The following is a 26,450-nucleotide window of genomic DNA, read 5'->3' as shown; positions in this document are numbered from 1 at the left end:
GCATCAGATTCGAGGAGGGTGCACATGATCATCGATTGGATTAAACATGCAAAGAGTCATGGGAGGTCAGGTCTGGGGCGCCAGACCTTTGCAATGCTTTTATTCATACTGAGCGGTTTTGCCTTGAGCGGATGCATGTACCCTTCCCAGGCTGTTACCGAGCCCAAAACGGCTTACCGTGAAAGCGTAAACCGCATTCAGGATGCCGTGGAGGCTTTTCAGCAGGACCAGGGGGTTCTCCCGATGTTGAATGCGGACATGAGCACCCCGAAATATGAAAAATTCAGAGTGGATTTATCCAAATTAAAGCAGCAAGGGTATCTGGAAGATATCCCGGTGACCGCGTTTGAGAATGGCGGCAGCGCTTACTTTTTGATTCAAAACGAAGAAACGGAGCCTGCAGTCAAGGTCATGGATCTGCATACCGTGCAGAAGGTGAATGACGTGCAGCGGATGGTGGACCGATACAAGGCACAGCATAACAATGAGCTGCCGAGAGGAGAAGAACTGTACGACGGACTGTTTGCGGTGGATATGCAAAAGGCTGGGCGCCCTGAGACAACGGAAGTGAGGTTGAACAGCGTGTATTCCGGTCAGGAGCTGCCGTTCATCATGGATGAAGCGGGAAATGTATACGTGGACTATGCGTTTGACATTATGCAGGCCGTGGAGAAAGAGGGCAAAGCTCCGGCGGAGACCGAAGATGCCCGGGAGGTCCTGTTGGAGCATTCCTATTTTGTTCCGGTCAAATCGGTAGCCTATGTATGGGAGAATAATACGCCTGTTGCCAGACTAATAGAATAATTCAATTCTGATAGAGATATTCCTGTGTTAGGGGTATCTCTTTTTAATTTCGCATAAAAGCACGACCAGTCTCATAAAGTAGATTGAAATTAAGGCGTCATACTCCGAAAAGAGGCCTTAATCCCGCGAAAAGGGGTTGGACAAAAAATGAAAAAACGCGTCATATTGCTGCATACGGATACATAAGATGATACTAGTCCAATTGCATGTACGAGTTAACGCCGCTTTCACCGGTTTCATCAGAATGCAATGTTCGGCGGCGGACGACTTCCGGGCACTCACAAAGGCGGCTCTACCGTTGCAGGGATTTCAGTCTTCTGATTGAAAAAACGAAGCGGATGCTCTTTAGCATTTTTCCTTCGGAGTATTTTAGGGAGGGGATTTCATTGGAGAAAGTGGACATTTTTAAGGACATTGCCGAGCGGACCGGAGGGGACATCTATCTCGGGGTTGTTGGCGCGGTCCGGACGGGGAAATCAACATTTATCAAACGTTTCATGGAAACGATCGTACTGCCCAACATCACGAATGAAGCGGATCGTGCCCGGGCAGTGGATGAATTGCCTCAAAGCGCTGCGGGTAAAACGATTATGACGACCGAACCTAAATTCGTGCCGAATAACGCGGTTCAGATTAAGGTGACGGAAGGGCTGGAAGTCAATGTTCGGCTCGTCGACTGCGTAGGATATGCTGTGGAAGGGGCCAAAGGTTACGAAGACGAAAACGGGCCAAGAATGATCTCCACGCCTTGGTTCGAAGAGCCCATTCCGTTCCAGGAAGCGGCCGAAATCGGCACGCGCAAGGTGATCCAGGAACATTCGACGCTTGGCGTCGTCGTTACTACGGACGGCACGATTGCGGAAATTCCCCGCAGTTCCTATGTCGAGTCCGAAGAAAGGGTCATTGCCGAACTGAAAGAAGTGGGCAAACCGTTCGTCCTGGTCATCAACTCGACGCGTCCTCGCAGCGACGAAACGCTGCAGCTGCGTTCCGAGCTTGCGGCTAAATACGACATCCCGGTCATGACCCTCAGCGCGGCGACGATGACGGAGGATGATGTCACGGGAGTTCTTCGTGAAGTGTTGTACGAATTCCCGGTGCATGAAGTCAACGTGAACCTTCCCAGCTGGGTCATGGTGCTGAATGAGAATCACTGGCTGCGCAGCAACTATGAAAACTCGGTGCGCGACACCGTCAAAGATATCCGCAGATTGCGGGACGTGGACCGCGTCGTGTCGCAATTCATGGAGTATGAATTCATTGACCGTGCGGGCCTCAGCGGCATGAACATGGGGCAGGGCGTGGCGGAAATCGACTTGTACGCTCCGGATGAGCTGTACGATCAAATCCTATACGAAGTCGTCGGGATCGAAATCCGGGGCAAAGACCATTTATTGCAGCTGATGCAGGAGTTCACCCATGCCAAGCGGGAATACGATCGCTTCGCCGAAGCGCTCGAGATGGTCAAAACGACCGGTTACGGCATTGCGGCGCCATCTCTCGCCGAGATGGCACTGGATGAACCGGAACTGATCCGCCAAGGCACGAAATTCGGCGTTCGCTTGAAGGCAACTGCCCCGTCGATTCATATGATCCGCGTTGACGTGGAGTCCGAGTTCGCGCCGATTATCGGTACGGAGAAGCAGAGCGAGGAACTCGTCAGATATTTGATGCAGGACTTCGAGAACGATCCGATCAAGGTATGGGATTCAGACATGTTTGGCCGTTCCCTGCATTCGATCGTGCGGGAGGGGATCCAGGGCAAAATTGCCATGATGCCGGACAATGCCCGCTACAAGCTCCAGGAAACGCTCGGCCGTATCATCAACGAAGGCTCGGGTGGACTGATTGCCATCATACTGTAAGTTGAAAAGATCGCGAGGATGATCCTTGCGATCTTTTTTGTTATTCGCTTCATGATTTTGGTTGTACTGGATATGAAAGAGTGTGAAAAGAAAAAATGTAGTGGTTTCTAGCTTTAAATTACTAAAACCTATTTACATGCTTGGAATTAGTCGTTATATTAATACTCAACTATTGTGATCCAGGTCACACAGCGAGTGAGAACAGGGGGATATAGACATGAAAACGAAAACGGTAAAATGGGCATGGTTCGGGCTTGTATTGGTGCTTGCACTGGCTCTATCCGCATGCGGAATCAAAAAAGAACCGGCTTCGACCACAGCGTCTGGGACTGAAGGGGACAAGCCTCAAACCGAAGCGGTTACGGGGCCGTTAAGCGGGAAACGCATCGCACTGATCATGGAGTTTAATACGGGAACCTTCTCGCAGCAATACGTACAGGGCGTGAAGGAAGAAATCGAGAAATTTGGCGGCGAGCTGACCACGTTCGTGGCGGATAACGACAAAGCCAAAATGGTATCGCTGCTGGACAGCGCCATCAATCAGAAATTCGATGCCATCCTGACAGACCATGGCGATGCGTTGTTGGAACCCGGCGTCAAAAAGGCCGTGGAACAAAACATTCCGATCGTCGTTTTTGATGCAGACATCAACGTCCCTGGTGCCACGGTAATGTCCCAGGATGACCAAAAAATGGCCGAGCTGACGCTGGAACAGATGAAGAAGGATATCAACGGCCAGGGGAACATCGTTAAAGTTTGGGTGGCGGGATTTGCGCCAATGGAGCGGCGCCAGCTGGCATACGGAACATTCATGGAAGCGAATCCGGATATCAAGGAAATCGCAACGTTTGGTTCCGCGCAAAACCCGGCGCTGGATACGCAGGCCAAAATGGAAGCCATTCTGAAACAATATCCAAAAGGCGAGATCACGGCGGTATGGGCCGCTTGGGATGAGTTTGCCAAAGGAGCGGCACGTGCGATCCAGCAAGCAGGCCGCGACGAAATTAAAGTATACGGCATCGATATGAGCGACGAGGATTTGCAAATGATTCAGGATCCGAAAAATCCTTGGGTGGCCTCCGCGGCCGTAGACCCGACAGACATCGGACGCGTCCAGGTCCGTTACGCCTACCAGAAGCTGAACGGGGACGAGACCGAGGACAAGGTCGTGCTGAATCCCGTGTATGTGCAGCGTGATGCGCTGCCTGATCAGCAAATCTCTACTTCGGAGCTGTCCGAATACGTGGAGGGCTGGGGCGGAAGCACGCAGGGCATCAAGGACTGGATGAAGGAATATGGCATCACTGCGAAATAAAGCAGCGTAACAGGAGCGCGCCGCAAGGCGCGTTTTTTTCAATCATATATGACAAATTAAATAGATGAAAAATTCACAATAAAGAAAGACTCCTTATGGGAGCCATAGGCGATAGGAGGTTAAGCATCATGACAGATGCGCCAATTTTGCTTCAAATGGAACAGGTCAGCAAGCAATTTGCAGGCGTACCTGCACTGAAGGACGTTGATTTTTCCGTCCGGGGCGGGGAAATCCATGCATTGCTTGGCGCCAACGGAGCCGGAAAAAGCACGCTGATGAAAATGTTGTCCGGCGCGTACCAGATGGATCGCGGTTCGATCACGCTGAATGGGCAACGTCTTCGGCTGACTTCGCCAGGCGATGCCAAGGCAAACGGAATCCACTGCGTGTATCAAGAGGTCGATGCCGCGCTGGTGCCTCAGTTGACTGCCGCGGAGAATATTATGCTGGATCAGTTGGCATCCTCTTCGCGGGGGTGGTGGAGCAGTCCGCGAAAGCAGCAGCAGCGGGCCGGGGAAGTTTTGAAACAGCTTGGGGCAAGCATCGATTTGCACAAAAAAGTAGCCGAGCTCACGCTTGCGGAAAAACAGATGATTTTGCTGGCGAGAATTTTGGTTCAGGACGCCAAAGTCATTATTTTTGACGAACCGACAGCCCCGCTCAGCCAAGAAGAGACGGATGCGTTTTTCCGGATCGTGCATCATTTGAAGGATCGCGGTGTCGCCTGCATTTTCATTACGCATCGATTGGTCGAGGTTACCGCTCACTGTGACCGTGTAACGGTCATGCGGGACGGGCAGCATGTGTTCACAGGCAATGCGCAGGAGGTGACGATTCACGACCTGGTGGGGCAAATGCTGGGCAAAACCTTTGACGAGGAATTTCCCAAAACAGAAGTGCCGCTGGGAGAAGTGCTGTTGGAGGCCAGAGGATTGCGTCGAGGCCTCAAAGTTAAAGGGGTGGACCTTTCGGTCCGAAGGGGTGAAGTGCTTGCTGTCGTCGGCCTGGTCGGAGCCGGTAAAACGGAGTGTTCGAGGCTGCTTATCGGAGCGGACAAGTTCGAGGCAGGCGAAATCTTTTTGGATGGGCGAAAGCTGCGATTATCACAGCCTGCTGACGCAGCGGCGTCAGGGATCGTTTCCGTTCCCGAGGAACGCCGCAAGCAGGGCATCCTGATCCATGAAAATGTGGAACGGAATTTGAGCTTGCCCTTGCTTGGTCGTCTTAGCACATTGGGTTTTGTAAGCCGGAAGCAGGAACGGGCAAATGCGGAATCCCTGGTGGCTCAGCTTGGCATCAAAACGGCTTCGGTGCGCCAGGAGGTCAAATATTTAAGCGGCGGCAATCAGCAGAAGGTAGCGATCGGCAAATGGCTGAATACGGATGCGGAAGTGTTCGTCTTCGACGAGCCGACCAAAGGCGTGGACATCGGCGCCAAAAGCGATATTTTCAAGTTGATCAACGAACTGGCGCAAGCCGGCAAAGCCATCATTTATTTTACCTGCGAGTTGGACGAAGGGCTGGGCATCGGAGATACCATCGCCGTCATGTGCGAAGGAACGATCGTGAAGCATTTCAAGCGGGGAGAAGCCAATCAAGAACAACTGCTATATTACGCAAGCGGTGGACAAGAGGTGCGACATGAAGGATAAAACTATGGATTTCGCGTTCCGATACGGAGCGATTATCGTTATTATTGCGGTTATAGCCTTTTTTGGCATACGCCTGCCTTATTTTTTTACGTACAGCAATATGACGGATATTTTAGGTTCCATCTCAATCGTAACCTTTGTTGCGATCGGCGTAACCTTATCTCTCATTGTGGACGGTTTTGATCTGTCCGTAGGCGCTACAGTTTCATTGACGACGGTAGTCACGGCCTCGCTCATGATTTGGTATCAACAGCCGCTCGCGGTCGTTATCATTGTCCCGCTGGTGCTTGGGGCGATAATCGGACTGCTGAATGCACTATTGATTGTAAAACTGCGCATCCCGGACTTGCTCGCCACGCTGGCCATGATGTATATCATCGGCGGTATTCACAAGACGTATGCTCAGGGGTATACCATTTATAATCATATGCAGTTCCCCGACGGCAGCAAGGCTGCAGGCGAGATGGATCCGACTTTCCTGCAGCTTGGGCAGGGCAAATGGCTCGGCATGCCGATATCGGTCATTCTGCTGATCATCGCGGTGGTTGGCGTGCACATTTTCCTGACGTATACCAAGTATGGACGGCAGATGTATGTGACGGGCGGCAATGAAGAAGCGGCCAGACTTTCGGGCATCAAAGTGAAAAAGGTGAGGACGCTTGCTTATGTGGCTGCCGGCGTATTTGCCGCGATTGGCGGCATTCTGTACGCTTCCAAAGTAGGTTCGGGCCAGATCGATGCGGGTTCGCCGCTGCTGATGGAATCCGTTGCTGCCGTATTTGTCGGTTTTTCGGTATTCGGAGCCGGCAAACCCAACGTCATTGGCACATTTATCGGTTCAGTGCTGATTGGCGTGCTGGTCAACGGCCTGACCATGATGAACGTGCAGTATTTTGCTCACGATATCGTCAAAGGCGGCGTACTCGTGCTGGCTTTGGCTGTTACATTTTACGTACTGAACCGCAACCGGACTTGAAATTGTGGGCTGTCTGTATTAGTATAAAATTTGTTCGGCGCCTGAAATGCTTGATTTCAGGCGATCTCATTGCCGGAAATGACTGTCTACCGGAAGCGCAGATTTTCGTTTGTGAAGCAGAGATGGGATTGACATTTTTTGCGGATGAACGTATATTTCGCTATAAAACGGAAACACAGTATAACATTCAGGATATTGATCCAGGAGGTGAAAATAATGAATAAATCGGACCTGATTAACCACGTGGCCGAAGCGACTGAATTGTCCAAAAAGGATGTAACGAAAGCGGTTGATGCCGTATTCGAAGCGATCTCCGAGGCTTTGCAGAACGGAGACAAGGTGCAATTGGTGGGCTTCGGGAACTTCGAAGTGCGCGAGCGTTCTGCACGTAAAGGACGCAACCCGCAAACGGGGGAAGAAATCGAAATTCCTGCGAGCAAAATTCCTGCGTTCAAACCAGGCAAAGCGCTCAAAGACGGAATTAAATAAGATTTCTACATATTCCATATGCCAGCAAAAAGACCGTGACTTGTTCACGGCCTTTTCTTTTGCCTTTGAATCCGTCCGCGCAGAGCCTTCAGCGGCCTGAATCGGGGAGCTTGCTTTTGTCTTCGGCTTGCGGAGCATAAGCTACCAGAACCAGCGGTTCGCCAGTAACTTCGGTGAATTGCCGCTCCAGCTCCCGAAGCTTGTGAACATGTTCTTCCGAAAGCGGTGCAGGGTCATATTTCATGTCGTTTGCTCCTTTCCCTTTGAGGCTGATCGTAGTATGCCCTTGGGGGGAGAATTGCATCGCTCCAAAACGACGAGATTCCAGAAAGGCAAGCAACGGGTTGACAAATGAATCGTTGTTGCCCATCATTAACGCTATTGAACCAGGAGAGAGGGGACGTTACGCCATGGACCATCCAACCGGTAGTGATTATATCGTTATCAAGGCAGAGGAGAACGGCGTGCAGGTCATCGGGTTGACCCGTGGACAGGACACGCGTTTCCACCACACCGAGAAGTTGGACAAGGGTGAGGTCATGATTGCCCAGTTCACGAACCATACCTCGGCGATTAAAATCCGCGGCAAAGCCACGTTGATCACCAAGCATGGCGAGCTTCAGTCCGAGTAATGACAGAAGCGTATTAAGATCCTGATTTTCCAAAGGATCGACACAGGTATGCATCATGTTTTCCTTGTATGCTCAGCGACCTGAACGATGGAGTTCTGACCTTTCAAAAATGATGAAAATTGCAGGCATAGCCTGCTTTTTTTCGTTGTACAATGAGGTATGAGCCTTTACTGGACAGACTACACTATCATGTAGGGACGAGGAGGCATATATGAAACCGCGGTTGATCGTAACTGCTTCGGTTCTGGCAACCTTTGCGGCCGTCTTTTTGCTTGTGGCTTTGCAGTCCATGCAGCATCGCACGCTGGGAGGAGAGCATGCCCGGCCCGTGACCGCGGCCCAGCAGCCGCGCGAGCTTACGCAGGACAACTTGGTGGACGCCTTGGCATCGATGCAGCTGGCTGCGCCGATCGCCAAAGTAGAATGGGATAAATCGATATTGAAATTGGACCTGAAGGTCACAGGCACCGATATTGGATATCAAAAAATTTATGGCAGCATGGCAGACGTTGCCGAACTGTCTTTCGGTGGTTTCTCCAACGTGGAGCAGGTGCTGCTCCGCGTTCTGGCCGAGGACGAATGGACCCGTCAACGGCATCTGCTGCTGGCTGCGGATATTCGGCGCAATCAATGGCCCGAAAGTGCCATCGGCGAACTGCGCGGCTGGTCAAGCCCCAAGCTGTCGGATAATTTGAAGGAATGGTTCCATATCATGGAAACGGCATTGTGGAAGAAGCAATTCGAAAGGGCAAATCAAGGGTAAATGAATGTCAGGATTCAGTGCGTGCCGAAGAAACATATGCTATAATATATAAGATTGTAGTGCAGAATGGGTTTTACAATGAAAGGCTCGGAGGCTGAAAATGAATTCATACCGCGTACCTGAACTAGCAAAAAAATATACCGAATACGACATGATTCGACGGCACACGGAAATACCGCCATTCCCGGATAGCCGTGCGCGCCTGCTTCAGGTTTTTGTGGGAAGGACGGATGAAAGGGGACATGACGAGCTGTACGCTCTCGCCACGTCGCTGGTTCAATTGGCCATGGATACGCATGACCTGATCGATACGGATGCCGGGGAACGCAAAGAGCAGGAAATGCGCTCCAGGCAGCTGAATGTGCTTGCCGGCGATTATTTAAGCAGCCGCTTCTATCAACTCCTTGCCCATGCGGGGCGCATCGAGATGATCGGCAAGCTCAGCGGGGCGGTTTCCGAAGTCAATGTTCGCAAGATGAGTTTGTATGCACGGATGCAAAAATTTTTCGTTTCTGCTGATGAATACATGCGTGAAACGGTGCAGCTGAAAATGCAGCTGTTTCTTTCATTTGGGCATATGATCAAATCCGGGGATCGCAAGATCTGGGAATGCCTGCTTGAGGAGTTTAGCCGCTGTGAAACGATCGTGACGGAGCTGCATCGTTTGAACGACGGCCATTTTGTTCACAGTTATGCCTTCTGGCATGTATATGAGCAAGGGTCCAACGAAGAACGGCATGCACTGCGCCAATCCGACCCGGCACCGGACGTTCGGAGCAACATGCTGAAAAAACATCGGGTCGAGGACATTTTGCTGGACAAGCTTCGCAGTACCGTGAACCGCGTGCAACTGCTGCTGCAGGACGACGCAAAAGAGCATGGGCTTGAGGAAGTGCATTTGATTCTTGAGCCTTACCTGGCCTATTTGCAGCCTTCGCGCGCGGCAGCGGGGGAGAATTGAGGGGGAGACGAATGGGTAACGCAGAGACAAAACCGAAAGAGGAATTCGTCCATTCGGTATTCGAGAGCATCGCGGGGAAATACGACATCATGAACGACATTTTGAGTTTTCGCAGGCACAAGGCCTGGCGCAAGTTCACGATGAAAAAAATGAACATGTCAAAAGGGGATACCGGCCTGGACCTTTGTTGCGGTACTTGCGACTGGACCCTTGCCATGGCGGAGGCAAGTGAAACGGGGCACATGCACGGCCTGGATTTCAGCAACAACATGCTTCAGGTCGGGCAGGGAAAAGTGAACGCCGCAAATCGTCAGAATCAGATCACGCTTGTGCAGGGAAACGCCATGTCGCTCCCCTTCGAAGATAATTCGTTCGATTATGTCACCATCGGTTTCGGGCTGCGCAACGTGCCGGACCTGAGACAGGTGCTGTCGGAGATGAAGCGCGTCGCGAAACCGGGCGGCATGGTTGTGTGCCTTGAATTGTCGAAGCCGACCTGGCAGCCGTTCAAGGGCATTTATTATTTTTATTTCGAACAGGTGCTGCCGAGACTTGCCAAGTTGTTTGCCAAGCGTTACGAACAATACAAATGGCTGCCGGATTCGTTGGCGCTATTTCCGGGAAGAAAGGAACTGGCGCACATTTTCGAAGAAACCGGATTAAAGAAAGTGCAGGCCTACCCCCTGACCGGAGGCATCGCGGCACTGCATATTGGGACCAAGGAGAATTAGCATGTTTAGGAAAATTCGCATCTTTTTAGAAATGATCAAAATCGAGCATACGCTCTTTGCATTGCCATTTGCCTTCATGGGAGCCATCCTTGGCTCGATGGTGGTCAACAACACGTTTCCAAGCTGGCTCGAAATCATGTGGGTGCTGCTGGCGATGGTCGGTGCCAGAAGCGCCGCTTTCGGGCTTAACCGCATGATCGACCAGGTGATCGACGGCAAAAATCCGCGGACGGCGATGCGTGCCATCCCCGCGGGGTTGTTGAAAAACGGAGAAGTCATCATTTTCGTTATCGTATCGTTTATTTTGCTGTTCTGGGCTTCATATAACCTGAACGTGCTTTCGATGAAGCTGCTGCCAATCGCGGTATTTATGCTCGTCATTTATTCCTATACCAAACGCTTCACGTGGTTGTGCCATGTTGTGCTGGGCATGACGATCGGACTGGCGCCGCTGGGCGGATGGGTAGCCGTGACCGGTACCATGGACTGGACGGCCATCGTGTTCTATGTCACCATCGTGTTCTGGACGGCAGGTTTCGATATCATTTATGCGTGCCAGGACCTTGAGTTTGACCAAGACGAGGGACTCCATTCCATTCCCTCGCGCTTCGGACTGCACAAATCTTTGCAGATCGCGAAGTTTTTCCATGTGATTACCGCCGTCGGATTTTTGGCGCTGCTTCTGATGACCGATCTGAGCTGGTGGTATGGCGCAGGCATGCTGATTACTTATGGCATCTTGTTCTATGAGCACTACATTGTGTCGCCGAACGACATGAGCCGGGTTCAGACCGCATTCTTTACGATGAACAGCGTGCTGAGCATTGTGGTATTTACGTTTACCTTGATCGACCTGGCGGTGAAATAAATGTTCCAACTGGACAACAAACGGCTTGTTGTCGGAATTACGGGAGCCAGCGGCAGCATCTACGGCATCAGGCTGATCGAAACGCTGCTTGATCTGGACTACGAGGTGCATCTGGTGATCTCCAACGCCGGCTGGCGCGTACTAAAAGAAGAGCTGGATTGGGAAGTAACGAATCGCGAGCGGATCCTGGACGAAAAGTTTGGGGGCCGCTCCGGTTCCCTGATCTACCATCCGGTAAGCGATATAGGAGCTTCGATTGCGAGCGGCTCTTTTCTGGCGGACGGCATGATTGTCATGCCATGTTCCATGGGGACGCTCTCTTCCATCGCGCAAGGCGCCTCCGATAACCTGATGGCCCGCGCTGCGGATGTCATGATGAAAGAAGGAAGGCCGCTCATTCTGGTGCCGCGCGAGACGCCGCTGCATGCGATCCATCTGGAAAACATGCTCAAGCTTTCGCGCCTTGGCGTGCGCATGATTCCGGCCATGCCGGCTTTTTATTACAAACCCCGAACGATGGACGACTTGATCATGTTTCTGGTGGGCAAGGTGTTGGACAGCTTGCGTATTCCACACCAGTTGTTCCGGAGATGGGGAGAACCGGATTCAAGGGATTAAACCGGAGATATCCTTTTTTTGCATGGGCGATATGCCGTTGCAGCGTGAGGTCGGATCTGTTTTAATCCCGGATTTTCCGGGGTATGGGTGAAAGTTGAGCAGCGTATAGTGTACTTAGTCAGCCTTGACCCATGCTCCGGCAGCTTCTGTATAATTTTTGTTTCAGAAATCGTCGCAGAGTTTAATTCCCGGTGTCGGCCAGACGGCGGGAAATGGCGTGATCGAACATGGATGAGCATAAGCAGGAAGGGCGGGCGGATGATCATTGAAGTCGTCTGCCCATCGACCTGTTGGAAGGGAAGGTAGCATGGAATTAGGGACTGACAATACGCTGACACGGGTGAACGAATGAAACTACTGGATATTTTCGGGTTGCTGAAGAAGGATATGGATTACATTGAAAAAGAACTGTACCGCAGCGTTGAAGGGGAGCAGCAGCTGTTAAGCGAAACATCCCTTCATTTGCTTAAAGCGGGTGGGAAACGTTTGCGTCCCGTGTTTGTGCTGCTTGGCGGCAAGTATGGTACATACGACATTGAACGCTTGAAATTGATTGCGGTTCCGCTGGAATTGATCCACTCCGCTTCATTGGTGCATGATGATGTGATTGACAATGCGGAGACGCGCCGCGGTAAACCAACCGTGAAATCAAAATGGGATAACCGGATTGCCATGTATACCGGCGACTATATCTACGGTAAAGCATTGCAATTGACGGCCGGGCTGTCCGATCCGGCAATTCATCGTATTCTGGCCAAGGCCATGGTGCAGATGTCCATCGGCGAAATGGAACAGATCCGCGACTTTTTCAACACCGGGCAAAGCGTACGCAATTACTTGCTGCGCATCCGTCGCAAAACAGCACTGCTGATCGCGGTCAGCTGTCAGCTTGGGGCGCTCGCTACCCGCGCGCCTAAACAAGTGTCCTCGCTGCTCTATACTTACGGATACAATGTGGGCATGGCCTTTCAGATTCAGGATGACGTGCTCGACCTGGTGGGAACGGAAAAACAATTGGGCAAACCGCCAGGCAGCGACATGAAGCAGGGCAACATAACGCTGCCGGTCCTGTATGCCTTGGAGGAAGAGCGTTTGAGAGAGCCGCTGCTTGCCGAGATTTCCCGCGTTAGACAGGAAGAAGGGCGCGCAAGCGCATCGGACGCGATTGGAATGATTCGCGAAAGTCAAGGAATCGCTAAAGCCGAAGCACTGGCTGACCGATATATGAAGAAAGCGCTCGATGCTCTGGATCAGCTGCCAAAGATCAAAACCAGCAAAAATTTGCGCGACATTGCGCATTTCGTCGTCAAACGCACTCATTAATTTTCCATTGAACCGTTACGGGCCTGCCTCTTGGCGACTACTGGCGCAAAAAATGTACTTGGATGTGATGTTTCTCATTGGGAGGAATTGGACATCTATGTTACAATCAAGAAGATTGCGTCTACATATTTGGTAATAATTATGAGCCGTGAGTGAGGAGTGATCCCGTGGATCGTACATTTTTGATGGTGAAACCGGATGGCGTGCAGCGTGGTTTGATCGGACGTATCGTTAGCCGCCTGGAGGACAAAGGGTTTAAAATGGTGGCAGGCAAATTGGTGCAAATGACCGAGGAGCAGGCCAAGCGTCATTATGCGGAGCATGAAGGAAAGCCGTTTTTCGATGAGCTCGTCCGATTTATTACTTCCGGCCCCGTCTTTGCGATGGTTTGGGAAGGGGACGACATCGTGTCCCTGGCGCGCATCGTCATTGGCAAAACCAATGTGAAGGAAGCTGCCCCGGGGACCATTCGTGGGGATTTTGCCAGCCATACGCCGCATAATCTGATTCATGGGGCGGACTCTCCGGAGAGTGCCGAACGTGAAGCAGCGAACTTCTTTGCACCAGAGGAATTGGTAGCGTACGACAAGAGCATCGCAGCCTGGTTGTAATTTTTTAGCCAGAAGGGTGATACGATGCTGGAGCAGGAACAATTGGATCAGGATTACGCCGGATTTATCCGGAAAATCAAAGAGAGCACAGGCATTGATCTTGCTCAATACAAGGAAGGCCAGATGAAAAGAAGGCTGACCACGCTTCGCAACAAAAACGGGTTTAATACGTTTGCGTTATTTTTCGACGCCATGCAGAAGGACAAGGCACTTTTTTATGAGTTTTTGGATCGCATGACCATCAACGTTTCGGAGTTTTGGCGCAACCCCAACCGCTGGGAAGTGCTGCGGGACGACATCCTGCCTGACCTGATCGGGTCCAAAAGGCGTGCCAAAGTGTGGAGTGCCGCTTGCTCCACTGGAGAGGAGCCCTACACCCTTGCGATGATTTTGGACATTCTGGGCGTGTTGAAGGACAGCTCCATCACGGCAAGCGACCTCGATGAAGGCGCATTGGCCAAAGCCAAGGAAGGTCGGTACATGGAGCGTTCGCTCAAGGATGTGCCCCAAGACGTGGCAAGCCGATATTTCCGTCAGGATGGCTTAATGTATCGAATCGACGACAAGCTGAAAAGCTCCGTCAAGTTCATGAAGCAGAATCTGCTGACGGACCGTTTCGATGAAGGGTACGATTTGATCGTGTGCCGGAATGTCATGATCTATTTTACCGAGGAAGCGAAAAACTTGCTGTACCATAAGTTCGCAGCCAGCCTGCGGCCGGGGGGCATTCTTTTCGTAGGCAGTACGGAGCAAATTTTTTCCCCGGGACAATACGGTTTGGAAACGGCAGAAACGTTCTTTTATCGCAAAAAATAGGATTCGCCAACGGTTAACCGTTCGGTTGCACATTGCGATGTGCCCGGGCGGTTATTTGCACATAAGCCGTTGCCTGAATTTCCTTGGATGCAGCGACCGGGCGCGGATCGGCCGGAATGTTGTCTTTACATGCAGCGAAAAGGCGGACTTTCTTGTCAAAGCCGGTCAGCTATACTATAATGAGCAAAGAAATTATGGGATTTTAGCAATGCGCAGTTTAACAGTTTAAAGGGGGAACGTAAAATGAGTTTACGCTATTTAACCGCAGGGGAAACGCACGGACCCCAATTGACCGCCATTATCGAAGGATTGCCAAGCAATTTGCATATTGATTTCGAAGAGCTGAATTTCCAGCTGCACCGTCGCCAAAAAGGGTATGGACGCGGACGCCGGATGCAGATTGAAAAAGATCAGGCGAACTTTGTCGGCGGAGTGCGCCACGGATATACGACGGGAGCTCCGGTTGCGCTTGTGGTGCAGAACAACGACTGGAAGCATTGGCAGAACATTATGAACATTGAGCCGATCGAGGGCAGTGACGAAGAAAAACGCCGGGTGCACCGTCCTCGTCCGGGCCATGCCGACTTGAACGGCGGTTTGAAATATAACCTGAAAGACCTGCGCAACGTGCTGGAGCGCTCCAGCGCGCGCGAAACGACGGTACGTGTCGCTTGCGGCGCGTTGGCACGCCAGTTCCTGGCCGAATTCGGCATCAAGGTGGCAGGCCGCGTACTGCGCATCGGCGAGATCGAAGCGCCATACCAGGATCTGCCGATCGACGAGTTGATCGAAATTACAGAGGCTTCTTCCGTACGAGTGACCGACAAGGAAACCGAGAAAAAGATGGAAGAGTACATCGACTTGATCAAAAAAGAAGGCGACTCCATCGGCGGCATCGTGGAATGCATCGTGGAAGGTGTTCCTGTTGGATTGGGCAGCCACGTGCAGTATGATCGCAAGCTGGATGCACGCATTGCCCAAGGCGTTATGTCGATCAACGCATTCAAAGGTGTGGAAATCGGCATCGGTTTTGAAGCAGGCACGATCCGAGGTTCGCAAGTCCATGACGAAATCCTCTACAGTGAGGAGCGCGGATACCACCGCGCGACGAACCGTCTTGGCGGATTCGAGGGCGGTATGACCAACGGTATGCCGGTTGTCGTTCGCGGCGTGATGAAGCCGATTCCGACGCTGTACAAACCGCTGCAAAGCGTGGATATCGATACGAAGGAAGCTTTCACCGCTCAAGTCGAGCGTTCGGACGCTTGTGCCGTTCCTGCAGCCAGCGTGGTGATGGAGCATGTCGTGGCATGGGAGATCGCCAAAGCGTTCCTTGAGAAGTTCGGCGGGGATTCCATGGAAGAGATCCGCTCGAATTACGAGAGCTACAAGGCACAATTGGAGAGCTACTAAGATGCGCCAGCTAACGGTTCAGCTCGGCGAGCGTTCTTACCCGATCCTGATCGGCAGCGGTTTGCTCGGACAGGCGCCGCGTTTCTTTGAACAGTATGGTCTGACCAAAAAGAGCCCGCTGCTGATCATTACCGATGACAAAGTAGGTCCACGATACCTGCCTGCACTGGAACAGGCACTTCAGGAAGCCGGATTTACGGTCGTTTCGGCCGTGGTTCCTTCCGGCGAAACGTCCAAATCGCTGGCCGTCTATCAGGATATGATGACGGCAGCCATCGAAGGCAAGCTGGATCGCAGCTCGGCGATCATTGCCCTCGGCGGCGGCGTTGTGGGTGATCTGGCCGGATTCGTAGCGGCTACATACATGCGCGGCGTCAAATTCGTTCAAGTGCCGACCACGATTCTGGCGCATGACAGCAGCGTTGGCGGCAAGGTGGCGGTGAACCATCCGCTAGCCAAGAACATGATCGGCGCGTTCCATCAGCCTGAACTGGTGCTGTACGATGTGGACACGCTTCAGACGCTGCCTCCGAGGGACGTTTCGGCCGGATTGTCCGAAATGCTGAAGCATGGGCTCATTCGCGACGAAGCCTTCGCGCACTGGTGCGAGGAGAATGCGGAGAAGCTGCTCGCGCTTGACGCGGAAGCACTCGGTTATGGCCTTGAACGCGGCTGTGCGATCAAAGCCGAAATCGTATCCAAGGACGAGCGGGAGAACGGAGAGCGCGCCCTGTTGAACCTGGGGCATACGATCGGCCATGCCATCGAAGCCATCGCCGGATACGGTGAGTTTTTGCATGGCGAGGCCATCTCGATCGGCATGGCGGGTTCGGCGCTGCTGGGCGAGAAGCTGGGTGCGCCGGCCGGGCTGCATGAGGAAACGACCCGCATGCTGCGCGCATTGCGCCTTCCGGTGACGATGCCGGAACATTTGGACACGGATGCCTTAATGGATGCAATGATGCATGACAAGAAATTCCGTGAAGGCCATATGGTCTTTATCATACCCGATCGCATTGGATCGGCAAGAATCGAGAAAGACGTTCCCGTAGCCATGGTTCGGGACGTGATTGAATTGCTCAAGAAAGGAGTGTAAAGCCAATGGTAACACGTGGAGTCCGCGGGGCTACGACAGTCACGCAAAACAACGAAGAAGAGATTTTGCGCGAAACGGCGGTATTGCTGCGCGAAATCGTGGATCGCAACGGTATCGTGCCGGAGGATATTTGCAGCGTGTGGATCACGATGACCGGTGATTTGGATGCGGCATTCCCGGCCAAAGCGATTCGGCAACTGGAAGGCTGGGAGCTTGTGCCGCTGATGTGCGCTTTGGAGGTGCCGGTTGCCGGTGCTTTGCCGCAATGCATCCGCTTTATGGTGCATGTAAATACGGAAAAGGCACAGCATGAAATCAATCATGTGTACCTGAACGGCGCGCAGGCTTTGCGCCCCGATCTGGTTGCACCATCCAATTCGTAAGATTGCGGTTGTCAAATCTTCCGCATTCCTGTATAGTGATAAACAGTTGAGTAGAGTATGAGTTTGAGCTGAGATTAGTTGAGATAGTGGAGCATGCAGCAGAGTCCAGCGGGTGATTGCCGGGGAAGGATCCGGTTAATTGATTCGCGGTACGTCTGGTTGCAAGATGAGACAGAGCAGGGATAAAAACGTGTTTGGACGATGCGTTCAATTTCGGACCATTTTCGTCTGTACAATCCGCACACCTTTTTCTGATTTTGGGATCGAGGGTCGGATTGTAAGGATTGACGGATCACGAAGCTGGCGTCTGGATTCCGTAGGACACGATGGAATGATGGATCGTTCTTCCCATGACCTGTGTATCTTATTTTGCAGCTGCAGTACGTATAGGGATCTGTTCACGAATGGAATGCCACCTAATCAAATTCAGCAGATAAACGAAGTCTCTACCAGATGGTAGAGGCTTTTTTGTTGTTAGTTTAACCGTACCGCCTCGCCACCCAAATTGAAAGGACGTGATCTGATGATAACGCCAAACGTGAACCAAGTGCTGAAAATGTCGAATGAATATAATCTGATTCCGGTCGTCAAACGGATTTTGGCAGACATGGAGACCCCGATTCGGATTTTCCGCAGATTTGCTGACAACGACCGGGCATTCCTGCTGGAAAGTGTAGAGGGTGGGATCCAATGGGCGAGATATTCCTTCATCGGCACGGATCCGTTCCTGATGATTTCGGCGAAAAAAGGCCGTATCGTGGTGGAAGAGGCTGGCCGGACGCGGGAGCTGCCGGGCAAGCCGGTAGAAGAGCTCAAGGCGTTACTGCGGAAGTATCGCAGCCCCAAAAGCGATGAGCTGCCTCCATTCACGGGCGGGGCCATCGGATTTTTCGGCTACGACCTGCTTCAGTATTACGAGAAGCTTCCGGCGCATGCGCTGGATGACCTGAATATGGACGACATTCGTTTTATGTTTTGCGACCAGATCGTAGTGTTCGACCATGTGAAGCAGCAGATGCTGCTGGTAGGAAACGTACATGTGAAAGATGGGGCGACCGACGAAGAGATCCGCGAAGCGTATGCACGCACGTCGGAGAAGCTGGAGTTGGCCGCAGAGCGGCTGCAGCAGCAAGGGCCGGGCGAAAATCTTAATCCGCGTTCCATTCCGGGTCATGTGGAGCTCGGTGATATTCAATCCAATGTCACGAAAGAACAGTTCATGGCGAATGTGGATCGGGCCAAGGAGTACATTCGGGCAGGGGATATTTTCCAGGTTGTACTGTCGCAGCGTTTCCACATCGATACCGACGTATCTCCTTTGCATGTGTACCGCGTGCTTCGGACGTTGAACCCGTCACCGTACATGTATTATTTGAAAATGGATGACGAGATCATCGTGGGCACTTCCCCGGAAGCGCTCGTAAAGGTAGACGGAACGCGCGTGGAGACGCGGCCGATCGCCGGTACCCGTCCCAGAGGGGCCACAGAAGCCGAGGATCGTGCTTTGGCGGCCGATTTGCTGCAGGACGAGAAGGAGCGTGCGGAACATCTGATGCTGGTGGATTTGGGACGGAACGACATCGGGCGGGTTTCCAAATTCGGCAGCGTGAAATGCGACATGTTCATGGAGATTGAGCGGTACTCCCACGTCATGCATATGGTGTCCAACGTGGCAGGCGAACTGCGGGACGACAAGGATTTCTTCGATGCCTTCCTCTCTTGCCTCCCGGCCGGAACGGTATCCGGCGCGCCCAAGCTGCGGGCGATGGAGATCATTGCAGAGCTGGAAAAAGAGGCTCGGGGAGCCTATGCCGGAGCGATCGGTTATCTGGGCTTCTCGGGCAATATGGATGCCTGCATCACCATCCGGACGATCATTTTCAAAAAAGGGAAAGCCTACGTGCAGGCCGGAGCCGGCATTGTATGGGATTCCGTGCCTGAGAACGAGTACCAGGAGACGGTGAACAAGGCAAAAGCCCTGCTCACGGCGATTCGGACGGCGGAAGCGATGTTCCCCGCCAAGAACAGACTGGGCAACGCCAATATGGCAAACGCGGACTATTTCGTAACTCCGGCAGCGATGCCGAACTGAGAGAGGAGAGACCGACATGAACATGAATCCGGTGATGAACGATGACTCGAAAAGCAGCGTTGCGCCCGGCGCAACTGCGGAAGGAATGAAGCAAGGGCTGACCAAAATTTTGGAGGGTCGACATCTGGAGCAAGCGGAGGCGCGGGATCTGATGACTTCGATCATGGGCGGTGAAGCTACTCCTGCTCAGATTGGCGGGCTGCTGATGGCATTGCGCATGAAAGGGGAAACGGTGGACGAAATTACGGGCTTCGCCGAAGCGATGCGCGGACAGGGCGGACGCATCCTCACCAATGGCAGCAACTTGCTGGATACGTGCGGAACGGGCGGTTCGGGCATTCACAAATTCAACATTTCCACCGCCTCTGCAATCATCGCTTCAGCCGTTAACGTACGCGTCGCCAAACATGGCAACCGCTCCGCTTCGGGCCGGGCAGGAAGCGCGGACGTGCTGGAGGCGCTTGGCGTCAATATTCACCTGAATGGAGAGCAGGCGCGCCAGTGCCTTGACGATATCGGCATCTGCTTCTGTTTTGCCCAGGTTTACCATCCGTCCATGAAACATGCGGCAGGGCCTCGGAAGGAACTCGGCGTAAGGACGATCTTCAACATGCTTGGACCGCTTACGAACCCGGCGGGAGCGGATCGCCAATTGCTCGGTCTCTACGACCGGAGCCGCACGCCGATGATCGCCGAGGTACTGAATCGTCTGGGTCTGAAGCGTGCGTTGGTTGTTGCCAGTCATGACGGGCTGGACGAAATCAGCATTTCGGCACCGACGCAGGTATCCGAGCTGCGGGGCGGCGAAGTAAGAACATACGACATCGACCCACGGGATATGGGACTGCCCCTGCACAAGTTGGATGCGGTTCTAGGGGGAGATGCGGTGCAGAATGCCGAAATCATTAAACGGATCTTCCAAGGCGAACGGAGCGCCTACCGGGATGTCGTTTTGCTGAACGCGGGAGCGTGCATTTACGTATCAGGCTTTGCGGATTCGATTGCGGATGGCGTCGTTATGGCAGCGAGGGCCGTCGATTCCGGCAGGGCTGCGGAGAAGTTGAATCAATTAATTCACACAACGGAGGCGTACAGTCATGTATCTTGATCGCATCGTAGTTACCAAACAACAGGAAGTGGAAGAACTAGGCAAAACGTTCCGCATGGAGGAAGCGCTGAAACAGATCGAAAAGCTGCCGCCCACGCGCGGATTCGAGCATGCGCTGTCGAAAGGGCGTCATCGCAAGCTGGGATTGATCGCGGAGGTGAAGAAGGCATCGCCTTCCAAAGGACTCATTCGTCCGGATTTCCATCCGGTGGACATCGCGATGGCATATGAACGGGCTGGTGCGGATTGCATTTCCGTACTGACGGACGTTTCTTATTTCCAGGGCAGCGGGGAGTACCTTCAGGCCATTCGGGATGCAGTGAACCTTCCGCTCCTGCGCAAGGATTTCATCATTGACGAGCGGCAAATCGCTGAAGCAAGGCTGCTTGGCGCAGACGCCGTTCTCCTGATCGCCAGTATATTGACGCCACAGCAGATGGAGCAATATCTTGGCTTTGCCCGGAGCATCGGGCTGGATGTGCTGATCGAGGTCCATGACCGTGCGGAACTGGAACAAGTGTTAAGTTTGCCCGAGGCGACCCTGGTAGGCATTAACAACCGCAATCTCAAGACGTTTGAAACGAGCCTGGACACCACTCTCCGATTGATGGATTTGATTCCCGAGCGTGTTACGCTGATCAGCGAAAGCGGCATTGACGGTCCTCATCGATTGGAGGCGCTGGAATCGGCCGGCGTAAGCGGCATTTTGGTCGGGGAGCATCTGATGCGCAAGGATGATGTGGAAGCTGCGGTATACGAGCTTATGGGTCCAAAAGCATGACCGAAAACATACAAGGCGAAGCAGGGAGCCGTGAAGGAATTGGGCAGCAGCAGGCTTCGACGGCGGCAAAAATTTGTGGACTTCAGGACGTTGAAGTGCTAAAATCAATGATAAACTTGCCTGTGGATTACATTGGTGTTGTCTTTGCCAAATCCCGCCGCCGCATTGAACCGGAACGGGCAGCTGATTTACACGAAGTTTTGATGGACTGGAAGGCCGGGAAACGACCCGGATTGGCGGGGGTATTTGTAAACCCTGCGCTGGAAGAGCTGGAACATATTATGAATGTGGCGCCCCTTGACGTCATTCAACTGCATGGGCAGGAAACGCCGGAATTTTGCCGCCAAGTAAAGCAGCGCTGGGCAGCGGAGGTTTTCAAGGTGTTTTCGTTTCCGAAAGATGGCTCAGGCGATGATGAGAACGATTCGGCGGTACGCGCCTTGACCCCATACGAAGGAACAGTGGACGCTGTTTTATTGGATACCCATGACCCCATGTATGGCGGGGGATCGGGCAAAACCTTTGCTTGGGAACGAATCCCTGCTTATGCCGACTGGTGCAAGGAACATGGCGTCAAATGGTTTGTTGCGGGCGGACTGCAGCCGGATAACGTAGAGGACCTGATTCGGACCTATCAACCGGATGGGGTTGACGTATCCAGCGGCGTGGAGACGGGCGGCGTGAAGGACATAGCAAAAATAACAGCATTTGTAGAAAGGGTGAAGCAGGCATGACACATACATTACCAGATCACAACGGGCGTTTCGGCCTTTTTGGAGGCCGCTTCGTGCCTGAGACGCTCATGAACGCGCTGATTGAGCTCGAAGAAGCCTACGAGCGCTTCTCGAAGGACGAGGAGTTCAACAAGGAGCTGAACTATTTGCTCAGCGAGTACTCCGGACGGGAAACCCCCTTGTATTTTGCGGAGCAGCTGACTCGCCATCTGGGCGGACCGAAAATTTACCTCAAACGCGAGGACCTGAACCATACGGGCGCGCACAAAATCAACAATGCCCTTGGACAGGGATTGCTGGCCAAACGGATGGGCAAAAAGAAAGTCATCGCCGAAACGGGCGCAGGACAACACGGCGTAGCAACGGCTACGGTTGCCGCTTTGCTCGGCCTTGAATGTAAGGTGTTCATGGGCGAGGAAGACACGCAGCGGCAGCAGCTGAACGTATTCCGCATGCGATTGCTCGGTGCGGAGGTCATCCCGGTGACATCGGGTACACGAACGCTGAAGGACGCGGGCAACGAAGCGCTGCGTTACTGGGTCAGCAACGTGGAGGATACGTTTTACGTTCTCGGTTCGGTCGTCGGGCCTCATCCGTATCCGATGATGGTTCGCAACTTCCAGCGTGTCATCGGCGACGAAACGCGTCGCCAGATTCAGGAGCTGGAAGGACGGCTGCCGGACGTCATCGTTGCCGCCGTCGGCGGAGGCAGCAATGCCATCGGCATGTTCTATCCGTTCATTAACGACAAAAATGTGAAGCTGGTGGGCGTGGAAGCTGCCGGCAAAGGCGTGGAGACCGAGTTCCATGCCGCGACCATGACCAAGGGTACGCATGGCGTATTCCAGGGCTCCATGAGTTATTTGCTCCAAGACGAGTACGGCCAGGTGCAGCCGGCGCATTCGATTTCGGCAGGGCTGGACTATCCGGGCGTTGGCCCTGAGCATGCGTATTTGAAGGATGCCGAGCGGGCACAGTACGTTCCCATCACGGATCAGGAGGCGCTGGATGCCCTGCAATTGCTTTGCCGCACGGAAGGCATCATTCCGGCGTTGGAATCCTCGCATGCCATTGCCCAGGTGATCAAGCTTGCGCCCGAATTGACGGCGGACGATCTCGTCGTGATCTGCCTCTCGGGGCGTGGAGACAAAGACGTCGAATCGATCATGAAGTATACGGGAGGTAAATTGGCATGAACTTGATGGACCAGACCTTCCAACAGCTGAAGGAGCAGAAACGCACCGCACTGATTCCGTTCCTGACCGTAGGGGATCCTGATCTGGATACTACGGTTGCCATTATCAAGGAGCTCGAAAGGGCAGGCGCCGATATTTTGGAACTTGGCGTGCCTTACTCCGATCCGCTTGCCGATGGCCCTGTCATCCAGCGTGCATCGGAACGTGCGCTTCAGAGCCAAATTTCGATTCGCACCTGCATTGAAACCGCAGCGAGAGCACGCGAAGAAGGCGTCAAAATGCCATTCGTGCTGTTCACCTACTATAATCCGGTACTGCAAACCGGGCTGGATGCTTTTTTCGAGCTATTGGTCGATAACGGAATCAGCGGTCTGATCATTCCCGATCTGCCGATCGAGGAATCCGAGGATATGCGCCGGAGATCGGAAGCCGCGGGCATCCACCTCGTTCCGCTCGTCGCTCCGACATCGAACGCACGGATCGAACGCATCGTGTCCGGCGCTCGCGGATTTATCTATTGCGTATCTTCCCTTGGCGTTACAGGGGAACGGGCATCCTTCTTCGACGGAATCGAGAGCTTCATTTCGACCGTCAAAAGCTACACGGACATTCCCGTCGCCGTAGGCTTCGGCATTTCGAGCCACGAACAAGTTGCGCGTTTTTCCCGCATCTGCGACGGGGTTGTCGTGGGCAGCGCCATCGTACGCAAAGTCGAGGAGGCCATTCCTTTGCTGAAGCAGGCCGAGACGCGCGAGGAAGGTCTGTTGCAAATCCGCAACTTTGTGGCACAATTAAAAGGTTAGTAGGAGACTAGGGGATTCTAGTGGCGCATGCTTCGGCATGCCGTTCCTGTTTATAAGCACAACATGAAGGAGGCGGTCGGATTGAAACCGAAATCCCAGATTGTCAATCTGCCTGTATACCAACCAGGCAAACCGGTTGAAGAAGTGAAGCGTGAGCTGGGGCTCGAAAAAGTCATCAAGCTCGCTTCCAACGAAAATCCGTACGGCAGTTCACCTGCCGCGATTGAAGCGATTAAGAATGAATTTGCAAACATTAGCATTTACCCGGATGGCAGCTCGGCGGAGTTGGCGAGCACGCTCGCCAAACATCTCGGCGTTGCGAGCAACCATTTGATTTTTGGCTGCGGTTCGGACGAAATCATCGCATTGATCGCCCGGGCATTTTTCCTCCCAGGCGACGAAACGATTATGGCAGACCAGACGTTTTCCGTATACAAAAGCAATGCTGACATCGAGGGTGCGGTAAGCATCGAAGTGCCGCTTGTGGATGGAAAGCATGATCTCGAAGCCATGCTCGCCAAAATCAATGATAAAACCAAAGTGGTCTGGGTATGCAACCCCAACAACCCGACAGGTACGATCGTTACCGATGCGGAACTGACTTCCTTCCTGAACCGGGTGCCTGCCCATGTCATGGTCGTGCTGGATGAGGCGTACTACGAATTTGTCAAGGATGAAGCTTATCCGCAGTCCATCCCGATGCTGGAACGTTATCCGAATCTCGTCATTTTGCGTACATTTTCCAAAATTTACGGCCTCGCTTCCCTGCGCATCGGATACGGGGTGGGACGTCCTGAGGTCATTGACATGATCAACCGTGTGCGGGAGCCGTTCAATACGTCCCGTTTCGGTCAAGCCGCGGCAACAGCCGCCTTGGCTGACCAAGCTTTCGTGCAGGAGTGTTCTGCGCTCAACCAGACGGAGCGCGACTTTTTGCAAGGAGAGTTTACGCGGCTGGGTTTGCCGTATTTCCCGTCGCAAGGGAACTTTATTATGGTGAATCTCGACATGCCTACCCAGGAAGCGTTCCAATCCCTGCTTAAACAAGGCATTATCGTTCGACCGGGCTTCCGCTTGTACCCTACTTACATTCGTGTATCTGTCGGGACGCCCGAACAGAACCGGGCTTTCGTGGCGGCGCTCGAGAATACCCTCGCGGAGAAAGCGGTAGCTCGCCCTTAGCGGGCTGCGGATAGCGAGGAACCATGACACGTAAAATTGCAATGATCGGCGTAGGACTCATCGGAGGTTCGTTGGCACTCTGCTTTAAGGGGAAGCCGGACGTGACGGTGGTGGGCTACGCCCACTTGCCGGAGCTTAAGGAGAAGTACATAGCCAGCGGCGTGGTGGATGATGCCACGCTCTCCTTGGAAGACGCGGTGAAGGATGCCGACTTTATTTTCCTGTGCGTGCCTGTAGGTTTGCTGGAATCGTATTTCAAGCAGCTTGCGGCCCTTCCGTTGAAAAAAGGGTGCATCATCACCGATGTTGGCAGCACGAAGGCTTCCATTGTGGCTTGCGCCGAGCATCTTCGTTTGAAGGACGCCTACTTCATAGGCGGACATCCGATGGCAGGGTCGGAACGTGCGGGCGTCGATGCAGCTTCTGCCGTGCTTTTCGAGAACGCCTACTATGTCCTTACCCCTTCGGCACATGTGCCCGAGGAGGCGTACGGGCGGTTGTCCGAGCTGTTGGCATACACAAGGGCGCAGATCGTCCGCGTGGAGCCGCTGCTTCATGACGACATCGTAGGAGCCATCAGCCATCTGCCGCATGTGATTGCCGTTGCGCTGGTGAATCAGGTGCGTGAGTATAATGAATCGAATCCGTTATACAAAATGCTTGCAGCAGGCGGATTCCGGGACATTACGCGCATTGCCTCCAGCGATGCCATCGTGTGGCGCGATATTCTGCTCAGCAATCGGGATGTGCTCCTTGGACTGCTCAAGGATTGGAATGGCCAGATCGCGGCGTTCACCAAAATGCTGGAGGAGCATAACGGCGAACGTATCGAGCAGGCATTCCGGGAGGCGCGCGAATTCCGCAGCGTGCTGCCAGAACGGCGAAAGGGCATGATTTCCCCGTTGTTCGATCTGTATACGGATGTACAGGATGCTCCCGGAGCGATCGGCAAAATCGCGACTGAACTCGGGAAGCATGACATTAACTTGAGCAACATGGAAATCATCGAGAACCGGGTGGACGTACCGGGTATTATGCGCCTCTCTTTCCGTCAGGAAGAGGAGATGGAGCGTGCCCGGACACTGCTGGATTCGCTTGGATATCAGGTATGGATCTAAAAGAGGGCCCGCGGGTCCTCTTTTCTTTTGTAAGTTTTAATGAAGTTTAACAAATTTTTCTCGAAGGGTTGACAAAATGAAAACGGATACATATAATAAAAGTACAGTATGGTTTCTCTC

Annotated in this window: 27 protein-coding genes; 26 read left to right on the top strand and 1 reads right to left on the bottom strand. The window is 53.1% G+C overall.

Annotated features, from left to right (window positions below):
* Nucleotides 1-24 precede the first annotated feature (24 nt).
* The 6 genes from RSX24_RS14085 (at nucleotide 25) to RSX24_RS14060 (ending at nucleotide 7,101) form a co-directional block, all read left to right on the top strand.
* Nucleotides 25-804: a YphF family lipoprotein gene (locus RSX24_RS14085; RefSeq protein WP_343260960.1), complete on the top strand. Its 780-nt coding sequence runs from the start codon at nucleotides 25-27 to the stop codon at nucleotides 802-804.
* 386 nt (nucleotides 805-1,190) lie between these two features.
* A complete protein-coding gene (gene spoIVA / locus RSX24_RS14080; RefSeq protein WP_236419814.1) occupies nucleotides 1,191-2,669 on the top strand; it encodes a stage IV sporulation protein A in 1,479 nt (492 codons plus the stop codon).
* 217 nt (nucleotides 2,670-2,886) lie between these two features.
* A complete protein-coding gene (locus RSX24_RS14075; protein ID WP_236419812.1) occupies nucleotides 2,887-3,984 on the top strand; it encodes a sugar ABC transporter substrate-binding protein in 1,098 nt (365 codons plus the stop codon).
* 128 nt (nucleotides 3,985-4,112) lie between these two features.
* Nucleotides 4,113-5,636 (top strand): sugar ABC transporter ATP-binding protein, encoded by a 1,524-nt coding sequence (locus tag RSX24_RS14070; protein ID WP_343260959.1) that lies wholly within the window; start codon nucleotides 4,113-4,115, stop codon nucleotides 5,634-5,636.
* On the top strand, nucleotides 5,626-6,612 hold the full coding sequence (locus RSX24_RS14065; protein ID WP_236419808.1) for an ABC transporter permease: 987 nt from the start codon (nucleotides 5,626-5,628) through the stop codon (nucleotides 6,610-6,612). The genes RSX24_RS14070 and RSX24_RS14065 overlap by 11 nt, the downstream gene beginning before the upstream one ends.
* A gap of 144 nt (nucleotides 6,613-6,756) precedes the next feature.
* Nucleotides 6,757-7,101, top strand: a complete 345-nt coding sequence (locus RSX24_RS14060) for an HU family DNA-binding protein (RefSeq protein WP_438286832.1) — start codon at nucleotides 6,757-6,759, stop codon at nucleotides 7,099-7,101.
* 88 nt (nucleotides 7,102-7,189) lie between these two features.
* Here RSX24_RS14060 and RSX24_RS14055 read toward each other — a convergent pair whose 3' ends face one another.
* A complete protein-coding gene (locus tag RSX24_RS14055; RefSeq protein ID WP_236419804.1) occupies nucleotides 7,190-7,345 on the bottom strand; it encodes a hypothetical protein in 156 nt (51 codons plus the stop codon).
* A 166-nt stretch (nucleotides 7,346-7,511) separates the two neighbouring features.
* Between RSX24_RS14055 and mtrB the strand changes: the two genes are divergently transcribed.
* The 20 genes from mtrB (at nucleotide 7,512) to RSX24_RS13955 (ending at nucleotide 26,330) form a co-directional block, all read left to right on the top strand.
* Nucleotides 7,512-7,733: a trp RNA-binding attenuation protein MtrB gene (mtrB, locus tag RSX24_RS14050; protein WP_236419801.1), complete on the top strand. Its 222-nt coding sequence runs from the start codon at nucleotides 7,512-7,514 to the stop codon at nucleotides 7,731-7,733.
* A 211-nt stretch (nucleotides 7,734-7,944) separates the two neighbouring features.
* A complete protein-coding gene (locus RSX24_RS14045; protein ID WP_236419799.1) occupies nucleotides 7,945-8,496 on the top strand; it encodes a hypothetical protein in 552 nt (183 codons plus the stop codon).
* Nucleotides 8,497-8,596: 100 nt separating this feature from the next.
* Nucleotides 8,597-9,457 (top strand): heptaprenyl diphosphate synthase component 1, encoded by an 861-nt coding sequence (locus RSX24_RS14040; RefSeq protein ID WP_343260958.1) that lies wholly within the window; start codon nucleotides 8,597-8,599, stop codon nucleotides 9,455-9,457.
* Between the two features lie 11 nt (nucleotides 9,458-9,468).
* Nucleotides 9,469-10,188 (top strand): demethylmenaquinone methyltransferase, encoded by a 720-nt coding sequence (locus tag RSX24_RS14035; protein WP_236419795.1) that lies wholly within the window; start codon nucleotides 9,469-9,471, stop codon nucleotides 10,186-10,188.
* Between the two features lies 1 nt (nucleotide 10,189).
* The gene (locus RSX24_RS14030) at nucleotides 10,190-11,056 is read left to right on the top strand and encodes a UbiA-like polyprenyltransferase (protein WP_236419793.1); all 867 of its coding nucleotides are present in this window, start codon (nucleotides 10,190-10,192) and stop codon (nucleotides 11,054-11,056) included.
* Entirely contained in the window at nucleotides 11,057-11,674 is a 618-nt protein-coding gene (locus RSX24_RS14025; protein ID WP_343260957.1) for a UbiX family flavin prenyltransferase, read from the top strand.
* Nucleotides 11,675-12,022: 348 nt separating this feature from the next.
* On the top strand, nucleotides 12,023-12,997 hold the full coding sequence (locus RSX24_RS14020) for a polyprenyl synthetase family protein (RefSeq protein ID WP_236419789.1): 975 nt from the start codon (nucleotides 12,023-12,025) through the stop codon (nucleotides 12,995-12,997).
* Nucleotides 12,998-13,164: 167 nt separating this feature from the next.
* A complete protein-coding gene (gene ndk, locus RSX24_RS14015) occupies nucleotides 13,165-13,608 on the top strand; it encodes a nucleoside-diphosphate kinase (protein ID WP_236419787.1) in 444 nt (147 codons plus the stop codon).
* 24 nt (nucleotides 13,609-13,632) lie between these two features.
* On the top strand, nucleotides 13,633-14,424 hold the full coding sequence (locus RSX24_RS14010; RefSeq protein ID WP_236419785.1) for a CheR family methyltransferase: 792 nt from the start codon (nucleotides 13,633-13,635) through the stop codon (nucleotides 14,422-14,424).
* 243 nt (nucleotides 14,425-14,667) lie between these two features.
* The gene (gene aroC, locus RSX24_RS14005; protein ID WP_339273244.1) at nucleotides 14,668-15,837 is read left to right on the top strand and encodes a chorismate synthase; all 1,170 of its coding nucleotides are present in this window, start codon (nucleotides 14,668-14,670) and stop codon (nucleotides 15,835-15,837) included.
* Between the two features lies 1 nt (nucleotide 15,838).
* Nucleotides 15,839-16,933, top strand: a complete 1,095-nt coding sequence (gene aroB / locus RSX24_RS14000) for a 3-dehydroquinate synthase (RefSeq protein WP_343260956.1) — start codon at nucleotides 15,839-15,841, stop codon at nucleotides 16,931-16,933.
* A gap of 5 nt (nucleotides 16,934-16,938) precedes the next feature.
* A complete protein-coding gene (aroH, locus tag RSX24_RS13995) occupies nucleotides 16,939-17,316 on the top strand; it encodes a chorismate mutase (RefSeq protein ID WP_236419779.1) in 378 nt (125 codons plus the stop codon).
* A 523-nt stretch (nucleotides 17,317-17,839) separates the two neighbouring features.
* Nucleotides 17,840-19,408 (top strand): anthranilate synthase component I, encoded by a 1,569-nt coding sequence (gene trpE, locus RSX24_RS13990; protein ID WP_343260955.1) that lies wholly within the window; start codon nucleotides 17,840-17,842, stop codon nucleotides 19,406-19,408.
* A 34-nt stretch (nucleotides 19,409-19,442) separates the two neighbouring features.
* A complete protein-coding gene (trpD, locus tag RSX24_RS13985; RefSeq protein ID WP_339278441.1) occupies nucleotides 19,443-20,516 on the top strand; it encodes an anthranilate phosphoribosyltransferase in 1,074 nt (357 codons plus the stop codon).
* Complete coding sequence (trpC, locus tag RSX24_RS13980; protein ID WP_343260954.1) at nucleotides 20,506-21,297, top strand: indole-3-glycerol phosphate synthase TrpC; 792 nt, start codon at nucleotides 20,506-20,508, stop codon at nucleotides 21,295-21,297. The genes trpD and trpC overlap by 11 nt, the downstream gene beginning before the upstream one ends.
* 107 nt (nucleotides 21,298-21,404) lie before the next feature.
* Entirely contained in the window at nucleotides 21,405-22,031 is a 627-nt protein-coding gene (locus RSX24_RS13975; protein WP_438286831.1) for a phosphoribosylanthranilate isomerase, read from the top strand.
* On the top strand, nucleotides 22,028-23,227 hold the full coding sequence (gene trpB / locus RSX24_RS13970) for a tryptophan synthase subunit beta (protein ID WP_236419773.1): 1,200 nt from the start codon (nucleotides 22,028-22,030) through the stop codon (nucleotides 23,225-23,227). The genes RSX24_RS13975 and trpB overlap by 4 nt, the downstream gene beginning before the upstream one ends.
* Nucleotides 23,224-24,030, top strand: coding sequence for a tryptophan synthase subunit alpha (trpA, locus tag RSX24_RS13965; RefSeq protein ID WP_236419771.1), 807 nt, complete (start codon nucleotides 23,224-23,226; stop codon nucleotides 24,028-24,030). The genes trpB and trpA overlap by 4 nt, the downstream gene beginning before the upstream one ends.
* A gap of 81 nt (nucleotides 24,031-24,111) precedes the next feature.
* Nucleotides 24,112-25,212, top strand: a complete 1,101-nt coding sequence (hisC, locus tag RSX24_RS13960) for a histidinol-phosphate transaminase (RefSeq protein ID WP_343260952.1) — start codon at nucleotides 24,112-24,114, stop codon at nucleotides 25,210-25,212.
* Nucleotides 25,213-25,235: 23 nt separating this feature from the next.
* On the top strand, nucleotides 25,236-26,330 hold the full coding sequence (locus RSX24_RS13955) for a prephenate dehydrogenase (protein ID WP_236419767.1): 1,095 nt from the start codon (nucleotides 25,236-25,238) through the stop codon (nucleotides 26,328-26,330).
* The last annotated feature ends 120 nt before the right edge of the window (nucleotides 26,331-26,450 follow it).

It is taken from the genome of Paenibacillus hubeiensis, assembly GCF_032334105.1.
GTDB classification, from domain to species: domain Bacteria; phylum Bacillota; class Bacilli; order Paenibacillales; family Paenibacillaceae; genus Paenibacillus; species Paenibacillus hubeiensis.
Note: the sequence above shows the minus strand (reverse complement) of the source record. Positions and strands in the feature narration are given on the sequence as shown.

Excerpts from the sequence above, each read along its gene's own strand:
- RSX24_RS14085 (WP_343260960.1), top strand. The coding sequence starts at position 25 with ATGATCATCGATTGGATTAAACATGCAAAGAGTCATGGGAGGTCAGGT.
- RSX24_RS14075 (WP_236419812.1), top strand. The coding sequence starts at position 2,887 with ATGAAAACGAAAACGGTAAAATGGGCATGGTTCGGGCTTGTATTGGTG.
- RSX24_RS14070 (WP_343260959.1), top strand. The coding sequence starts at position 4,113 with ATGACAGATGCGCCAATTTTGCTTCAAATGGAACAGGTCAGCAAGCAA.
- RSX24_RS14065 (WP_236419808.1), top strand. The coding sequence starts at position 5,626 with ATGAAGGATAAAACTATGGATTTCGCGTTCCGATACGGAGCGATTATC.
- RSX24_RS14060 (WP_438286832.1), top strand. The coding sequence starts at position 6,757 with ATGAACGTATATTTCGCTATAAAACGGAAACACAGTATAACATTCAGG.
- RSX24_RS14055 (WP_236419804.1), bottom strand. The coding sequence starts at position 7,345 with ATGAAATATGACCCTGCACCGCTTTCGGAAGAACATGTTCACAAGCTT.
- mtrB (WP_236419801.1), top strand. The coding sequence starts at position 7,512 with ATGGACCATCCAACCGGTAGTGATTATATCGTTATCAAGGCAGAGGAG.
- RSX24_RS14045 (WP_236419799.1), top strand. The coding sequence starts at position 7,945 with ATGAAACCGCGGTTGATCGTAACTGCTTCGGTTCTGGCAACCTTTGCG.
- RSX24_RS14040 (WP_343260958.1), top strand. The coding sequence starts at position 8,597 with ATGAATTCATACCGCGTACCTGAACTAGCAAAAAAATATACCGAATAC.
- RSX24_RS14035 (WP_236419795.1), top strand. The coding sequence starts at position 9,469 with ATGGGTAACGCAGAGACAAAACCGAAAGAGGAATTCGTCCATTCGGTA.
- RSX24_RS14030 (WP_236419793.1), top strand. The coding sequence starts at position 10,190 with ATGTTTAGGAAAATTCGCATCTTTTTAGAAATGATCAAAATCGAGCAT.
- RSX24_RS14025 (WP_343260957.1), top strand. The coding sequence starts at position 11,057 with ATGTTCCAACTGGACAACAAACGGCTTGTTGTCGGAATTACGGGAGCC.
- RSX24_RS14020 (WP_236419789.1), top strand. The coding sequence starts at position 12,023 with ATGAAACTACTGGATATTTTCGGGTTGCTGAAGAAGGATATGGATTAC.
- RSX24_RS14010 (WP_236419785.1), top strand. The coding sequence starts at position 13,633 with ATGCTGGAGCAGGAACAATTGGATCAGGATTACGCCGGATTTATCCGG.
- aroC (WP_339273244.1), top strand. The coding sequence starts at position 14,668 with ATGAGTTTACGCTATTTAACCGCAGGGGAAACGCACGGACCCCAATTG.
- aroB (WP_343260956.1), top strand. The coding sequence starts at position 15,839 with ATGCGCCAGCTAACGGTTCAGCTCGGCGAGCGTTCTTACCCGATCCTG.
- aroH (WP_236419779.1), top strand. The coding sequence starts at position 16,939 with ATGGTAACACGTGGAGTCCGCGGGGCTACGACAGTCACGCAAAACAAC.
- trpE (WP_343260955.1), top strand. The coding sequence starts at position 17,840 with ATGATAACGCCAAACGTGAACCAAGTGCTGAAAATGTCGAATGAATAT.
- trpD (WP_339278441.1), top strand. The coding sequence starts at position 19,443 with ATGAACGATGACTCGAAAAGCAGCGTTGCGCCCGGCGCAACTGCGGAA.
- trpC (WP_343260954.1), top strand. The coding sequence starts at position 20,506 with ATGTATCTTGATCGCATCGTAGTTACCAAACAACAGGAAGTGGAAGAA.
- RSX24_RS13975 (WP_438286831.1), top strand. The coding sequence starts at position 21,405 with ATGATAAACTTGCCTGTGGATTACATTGGTGTTGTCTTTGCCAAATCC.
- trpB (WP_236419773.1), top strand. The coding sequence starts at position 22,028 with ATGACACATACATTACCAGATCACAACGGGCGTTTCGGCCTTTTTGGA.
- trpA (WP_236419771.1), top strand. The coding sequence starts at position 23,224 with ATGAACTTGATGGACCAGACCTTCCAACAGCTGAAGGAGCAGAAACGC.
- RSX24_RS13955 (WP_236419767.1), top strand. The coding sequence starts at position 25,236 with ATGACACGTAAAATTGCAATGATCGGCGTAGGACTCATCGGAGGTTCG.